Consider the following 6058-nt stretch of genomic DNA (forward strand, 5'->3'; position numbering starts at 1 on the left):
AATCCTCGATGGCAAAGCCGACGCTATCAAAGAGCGTGATCTGGTCGGCACTCCTGCGGCCTTCCGTCTGGCCGGTCATGACCTGCCAGAGTTCGATGACGGGATGCTCGGCCGGCAGCTGCTGGATTTCACCCTCGATGCGCGTCTGCGGCGGGTACTCGACGAAGATGTCCGAGCGCAGCAGGATATCCTTGCTCAGTTCGGTCTTGCCGGGGCAATCGCCTCCAACCGCATTGATGTGCGCGCCGGGGCCGACATGATTGTCCGACAGGATCGTCGCATACTGCTTGTCGGCGGTCACGGTGGTGATGATATCGGCACCCTCGACGGCCTCTTCCACGGAAGAGCACTCCGTGATGGTGAAGCCGAGACCTGTGAGGTTCTGCGCGCATTTGCGGGTTGCGGACGCGTCGATGTCGTAGAGGCGCAGCTTGTCCACGCCGAGCAGAGACTTGAAGGCGCGGGCCTGGAATTCGCTCTGTGCGCCATTGCCGATGATCGCCATGGTGCGGGCGTTCGGCCGCGCCAGGTATTTCGCCGCGACAGCCGAGGTCGCCGCCGTGCGCAGTGCCGTCAGGATCGTCATTTCCGTCAGCAGCATCGGATAACCGTTGCCGACATCCGACAGCACGCCAAAGGCCGTCACGGTCTGCCGGCCGTCGCGCGTGTTCTTCGGGTGGCCGTTGACATATTTGAAGCCGTAGAGCGTCCCGTCGCTCGTCGGCATCAGCTCGATGACGCCTTCCTCGGAGTGCGACGCGACGCGCGGGGTCTTGTCGAAGACCGGCCAGCGGCGGAAGTCCTCTTCGATGGTCGCGGCCAGCTCCGTCAGGAACCGGTCGATGCCGACCTTCAGCACCAGCTTCATCATATGGTCGACGCTGACGAACGGCACGACGTTCAATTTCGGATCAGTGTTCATTTTCCCTCCAGCCAAGAACAGCTATTCAGCCCGCGAGCGTCGGGCGATCCATCACCCGCTTGCCCATCAGGCTGGCAACGAGATCGACAAGCAGCTTGGCGGTCTTGCCGCGCTCGTCGAGGAACGGATTGAGCTCGACGATATCGAGGCTCGTCACGAGGTTGCTGTCATGGAGCAACTCCATGATCAGATGCGCCTCGCGGAACGTCGCGCCGCCCGGCACCGTCGTGCCGACGGCCGGTGCGATTTCCGGCTCGAGAAAATCGACGTCGAAGCTGACGTGCAGCAGGCCGTTTGCGGCCCGGACCCGTTCGATGAAGGTGCGCACCAGCACGCCCACGCCATGTTCGTCGATCACGCGCATGTCGTGCACGGTAATGCCGGTCTTGCGGATGGCCGCCTGTTCGGCGGCATCGACCGAGCGAATGCCGATCATACAGACATTTTCCGTCGGCACGGCATGCGCCAGAGCGGGGAAGTAGCCGTCGAAACCGGTTTGGCCGGTATAATAGGAAACCGGCGTGCCATGCAGATTGCCGCTGACGGTCGTTTCCAGGCTGTGGAAATCGGTATGGGCGTCGAGCCAGAGCACGAAGAGAGGCCGGCCAAGCTCTGCGGCGCGGCGCGCGAGGCCCGGAACCGTGCCCGCGGAAATCGCGTGGTCGCCGCCAAGGAAGATCGGCATGCCGGTCCCGCTGTGCTCATAGGCCGCGGCCGACAGCGCCTCGACCCAGGCGACCGTTTCGCCAAGGTGATGCACGGCCTTATTGGGATGGGGCATGTCGCCGAAGGGGCGGGGGGTGAGGTTGCCGGTGTCCTTGACCGTATGGCCGAGTTCCTCAAGCGCCGTGCGCAGGCCGGCGATGCGAAGCGCACTCGGCCCCATCTCGCAGCCAAGCTGCCCCGCGCCGATTTGCAGGGGGGCACCGATAAGCGTGCAATCCATATGCTACTCCCGTGTTGTCAGGGAAATCTTAGATGTGTTGAATGGCAGCTTGAATATTGCATTTTGGCATATCGGGATGCCAATCTTCGCAAGATGGAAACTGATGGAGCCAATTTGATATGGATGATCTCGACCGGCAGATCGTAACGCTTCTGCGCGGCAACGGACGCCGCAGCGTATCGGATCTTGCAATTGAAATCGGTACGTCACGCGCAACGGTCCGCGCGCGCATCGAAAGAATGGAGCAGGATGGAACCATCCTCGGCTACACCGTGATGCTGCGCGCCGATGCTCTCGAAGATGTCGTGCGTGGGGTGATGATGATCGAGATCGAGGGTCACGTGACCGATCGCGTAATCCGCACATTGGGCGGCTTTCCGGAGATTTCGCAAATCCATACCACCAACGGCCGCTGGGACCTACTGGTGGAACTCAGCGCCTCAAGTCTGACCGAGTTCGATGCCGTCCTGCGAAAGATCCGCCTGGTTCCTGGGATAACCGGAAGCGAGACAAGCATCCTCCTGTCTACGCCACGTTCGACGAAGGCAAAGCTCTGAGCCCACGATAGCGAGGCTTCAAGCGGGCTTGCGCCATGGGTGTATAGATCAGCCCGAACGGGGGGCACGTTGACGTTGCAGGTCACCGATGCTGCCGTCACACAAAGCCCGCGAGCTTTTCCATATCCGTAGAGCGCCCGGTCCGGCCGCGACGACCGGCGCACCCTTGGTGAGGTTCTCACTCTGCGTCGGGAAGAATGGTGCAATCCACTGGCCTCCTTCACGACGCAATAGCCCGCCAGGTATCCCAAGCATGCATGTAGGGTTCGTAAGTAACCGACGAGCCGACCCGCCGCCACATAGCCGAGCATCAGCGCGCCGGAACCATTGCGAATAAAATTGCCGCCCTCCGCCAAGAGCCGCCCGACGATGCCGGCAACGAAATCCGGTGTCGCATAGGAATTGGTGCCGATGCCCGTCAGCGCGTTTCGGATCGTGCGCGACGGATCGACCGTCAGCGTCTTGCCGTTCAATTTCATGCCCTTACCGGCGGCGGCGTAGATTTCGTTGTGGCAGGGCGCGCCGATGACGCCGGCGATGGGTTCGCCAACATGCCGCACGGCGATCGAGACGCACCAGTTCGGCGTGCCGTTGACGAAGGGTGCCGCACCATCGATGGGATCGACGATCCAGGGATAGTATAGCCGGATGTGCCGGCCGTATGGCCGAACTCCTCGCCGAGAAAGCCATCCTCCGAGAAAAGCGCTGCGACACGTTTACCGATCAGCTTTCCACATTGCGGTCGGCAATCGAGACGACATCCTGGATATCGCGCTTTGTTTCGATGATCAGCTCGTACCGTCGGTTGAAATAGTCGAACGCCATCGCACCGGCCTTGTGCACAATGGCGCGTGCCAATGCAAAGCGGGTGTCGAGGGCACTTTCGGGTGAGGTCGAATGTGCAAGGATCATGGGTTGCGTCTCGATGATTTCCTAGCCCGACCCGCCGGACCCCTATGCTCCAGAGCGCCGATGCGGATCGTCGCCTGCTGCCCGCCTATGCTCAACCTAGCAGGCGATGACATTTGCCTCGCCTATGAAATCGGCGATGAAGGCGGAAGCCGGGGCCTCGTAGAGGTCGCGTGGCGCACCGGGCTGGGCGACCTGCCATCCTTCATGACGATGATACCGTCGGAGACGACGAGCGCCTCGTCCTGATCATGCGTGACATAGACGGCGCTGAAGCCGAGGCGTTGCTGCAATTCGCGAATGTCCGTGCGTACCTTTCGAAGCAGGCGGGCGTCGAGTTTCGACAGGGGCTCGTCGAGCAGCAGCACCTGCGGCTCCAGAACCAGCGCGCGGGCGACGGCGACGCGCTGCTGCTGGCCACCGGACAGTTCAGCCAGCAGGTGATGACCCATGCCGGCGAGACCGACGAGCGCCTCTTTTCTGGAGAGCCCCGACGATTCGAGGCCATAGGCGACTTTGTCGCGCGCATTCATATGAGGGAACAATGCGTAGGATTGGAAGACCATCGAGACATCGCGCTCATTGGCCGGAAGCATGGTGACGTCCTTGCCGCCGATGAGGATTTTTCCAGCACTCGGATTTTCGAGGCCGGCGAGCATTCCGAGGGTCGCGTCTTTCCGCAGCCGACGGACCGAGCAAGTTGACGAGCGTACCCGGTTCGATGGTAAGCGAAAGACCGGGAATGGCGGTAAAGGCACCGAACGACTTACGCATGTTCTCACCACCGATCGTCAGCTTTCCCCAGCCGCCCGGCAGGCGGTAGGCGGTGAAGAGCTTTGCGGTGTGCCGCGGCAAGCCGACATTGAGGTCGAAACCGTCGGGAATATGCGGGCTTACGCAGGCGTAGCTCGCCGGCACCTGCCAATCCGGCAGGATCTCGCCCGACAGGTCGGATTCGATGCCCCGGATGCGCGCGCCATCGGCGGCGACTAGGCGTTGTCGCCATTGGATGCCAATTTGTCGCCGTCGAGGACGGAGTAGTTATCCTGCTTGCTCTGAAGCAGAGAAACGCCGGCAATATCGCGACCGCCGAAGACTGCCGGTCGATTATCGAGAATTTCATCGCCACGGAGGGGCATATCCACGTGCTCTGCAACAATCCCGGCATTAACCGCCGCGGCAATCTCCTGTCGCTGACGCCGATGCCGGAGGACTGGCGGCTAAGTTTCGCAGTCAATCTCGATGCGATGTTCCATCTCTGCCAGGCGGCGTTGCCGCATATGGATTGCGGCTGGCGGCGGTCCCATCGTCAATACGGCCTCACAATGGGGTCTCCGCCCGGCGCTGAACCATATCGCCTACAACGTCACAAAGGCGGCCGTGGCGAGCTTCACGCAGAACTTCGCTCGCGACTATGCGCCGGACAAGATCCGTGTAAAGGCCATCTGCCCCGGCGAAATCCACACGCCCATGCTGGAGGCCGAGGTGAAGCACTTCGGTCGCCGCATCGCCGATCTCGACAAATTTGTTCGCTTCGGCCGTATCGGCAAGCCCGAGGAGGTCGCCGCTCTGGTCGCCTTTCTCGCATCCGACGAAGCCGCATGTGCGGATCACTGGTGGAGATCACGGGTGCACAGGCGGTCGCGTAATGGAGCTATCGGGGCCTATCACGCTGTGTTTAAGGATCGACCTGCGAACCTGGGGGTGACGCCGCTTCTTCGATGAGCCAGTTGATGAAGGAGCTGACCTCGGTGGTTTCTCGTTTCGCATCTGGGCAGATGCAATAGTAGTTGTGAAGGGCCGGCACACTTAGGTGCAGCGGCTGCACCAGCCGGCCTTCGTCGAGATCGCGCGCGGACACGACCTCGTCGCTCAGCGCCACGCCAAAGCCATCTCTGGCGGCCTGAAGCACGATGCCGAAGTCGTCGAAATGTACGTCGGACTCACCCGCGTAGGGAATGCCTGCTTCAGCCTGCCAACGCCGCCACTGCGAGCCGTCATCCTCATGCAGAAGCCTGTGATAGGCGAGGTCTGAAGGCTGACGGATGGCGTTCGGCCCGCGCAGGAGCTGTGGGCTGCAAACCGGCGTCATGTGGATGCCATGCAGCAGGCGCCACCAGAAGCCCGGCCATGGCGGCATGCCGTAGACGATCGCGACATCCGTCTTGCGCCAGTCGACGCCGTGAAAATGGCTGGAGGTAAGGACCTTCAACTGAAAATTCGGGCTTTCCGCCATGAAGGTGAAAAGCCGAGTCGCGAGCCAGGCGACGCCGTGCACCTGCGGGATGGAGATGGTGAGCGCCTGCTTTGCCGCGCCATGTTTATGCGCCGAGAGTTGGCGCACACCGGTCTGGATCGCGTCCATCGCACTTGCCACCGAGCGCTGGAGCTGGCTTCCGCTCGGGGTCAGCGCCAGTTGCCGGCCGCGCTTTTGAAAGAGGTCGACGCCAAGCGATACCTGGAGTGCGCGGATCTGCTGACTGACGGCGCCTGGCGTCACATGCAGCTCCGCTGCCGCCGCACCGACATTGCCGAGTCGCGCGACGCTTTCGAAGACGCGAAATGCATGAAGGGGTGGCAGCGCCATCGGTTTCTTTCCTCAGTTGATGTTTACCGGATCAGGCATTCTGGTCCCGCCCCGGCCGCAACTGCTCGACGATACGATCGGCCAAGGCGCGCAGGACGGGGTCGTTCGCGCGATCGACCGGACAGACGATGTAATAT

At 61.9% G+C, this 6058-nt stretch carries 6 protein-coding genes and 3 pseudogenes; 2 read left to right on the plus strand and 7 right to left on the minus strand.

The features are described from left to right. On the minus strand, window positions 1-922 hold a 922-nt coding region (locus ACOZK4_RS18870), incomplete at its 3' end, for an ornithine cyclodeaminase (protein ID WP_421593203.1). A gap of 25 nt (window positions 923-947) precedes the next feature. Next, a complete protein-coding gene (gene rocF, locus ACOZK4_RS18875) occupies window positions 948-1868 on the minus strand; it encodes an arginase (RefSeq protein ID WP_421593204.1) in 921 nt (306 codons plus the stop codon). A gap of 119 nt (window positions 1869-1987) precedes the next feature. Here rocF and ACOZK4_RS18880 point away from each other — a divergent pair, with 119 nt between their 5' ends. Beyond that, window positions 1988-2425: an Lrp/AsnC family transcriptional regulator gene (locus ACOZK4_RS18880; RefSeq protein WP_313529548.1), complete on the plus strand. Its 438-nt coding sequence runs from the start codon at window positions 1988-1990 to the stop codon at window positions 2423-2425. 257 nt (window positions 2426-2682) lie between these two features. On the opposite strand, the pseudogene ACOZK4_RS18885 reads toward ACOZK4_RS18880, so the two are convergent. From ACOZK4_RS18885 to ACOZK4_RS18900, 4 genes and pseudogenes are all read right to left on the minus strand, one after another. Then, window positions 2683-3075 (minus strand): annotated as a pseudogene (locus ACOZK4_RS18885) (inositol monophosphatase family protein); the annotation flags it as partial. 73 nt (window positions 3076-3148) lie between these two features. Continuing rightward, window positions 3149-3337 (minus strand): hypothetical protein, encoded by a 189-nt coding sequence (locus ACOZK4_RS18890; RefSeq protein ID WP_421593205.1) that lies wholly within the window; start codon window positions 3335-3337, stop codon window positions 3149-3151. A gap of 20 nt (window positions 3338-3357) precedes the next feature. Continuing rightward, a pseudogene (locus ACOZK4_RS18895) lies at window positions 3358-4108 on the minus strand (ABC transporter ATP-binding protein); the annotation flags it as partial. Window positions 4109-4323: 215 nt separating this feature from the next. Further along, a complete protein-coding gene (locus ACOZK4_RS18900) occupies window positions 4324-4479 on the minus strand; it encodes a hypothetical protein (protein WP_421593206.1) in 156 nt (51 codons plus the stop codon). On the opposite strand from ACOZK4_RS18900, the pseudogene ACOZK4_RS18905 reads away from it, so the two are divergent. Further along, a pseudogene (locus ACOZK4_RS18905) lies at window positions 4405-4983 on the plus strand (SDR family NAD(P)-dependent oxidoreductase); the annotation flags it as partial. The gene ACOZK4_RS18900 and the pseudogene ACOZK4_RS18905 sit on opposite strands and share 75 nt — an antisense overlap. A 29-nt stretch (window positions 4984-5012) precedes the next feature. Here the strand turns inward: ACOZK4_RS18905 and ACOZK4_RS18910 are convergent. Continuing rightward, window positions 5013-5921 carry a LysR substrate-binding domain-containing protein gene (locus ACOZK4_RS18910; protein ID WP_421593207.1) on the minus strand — a complete coding sequence of 303 codons (909 nt, stop codon included), beginning with the start codon at window positions 5919-5921 and terminating at the stop codon, window positions 5013-5015. Window positions 5922-6058 lie beyond the last annotated feature (137 nt).

This window comes from Shinella sp. M27 (genome assembly GCF_049199905.1).
Lineage (GTDB): Bacteria > Pseudomonadota > Alphaproteobacteria > Rhizobiales > Rhizobiaceae > Shinella.

Coding starts and splice junctions, on each gene's coding strand:
- rocF (WP_421593204.1), bottom strand. CDS start 1,868: ATGGATTGCACGCTTATCGGTGCCCCCCTGCAAATCGGCGCGGGGCAG.
- ACOZK4_RS18880 (WP_313529548.1), top strand. CDS start 1,988: ATGGATGATCTCGACCGGCAGATCGTAACGCTTCTGCGCGGCAACGGA.
- ACOZK4_RS18890 (WP_421593205.1), bottom strand. CDS start 3,337: ATGATCCTTGCACATTCGACCTCACCCGAAAGTGCCCTCGACACCCGC.
- ACOZK4_RS18910 (WP_421593207.1), bottom strand. CDS start 5,921: ATGGCGCTGCCACCCCTTCATGCATTTCGCGTCTTCGAAAGCGTCGCG.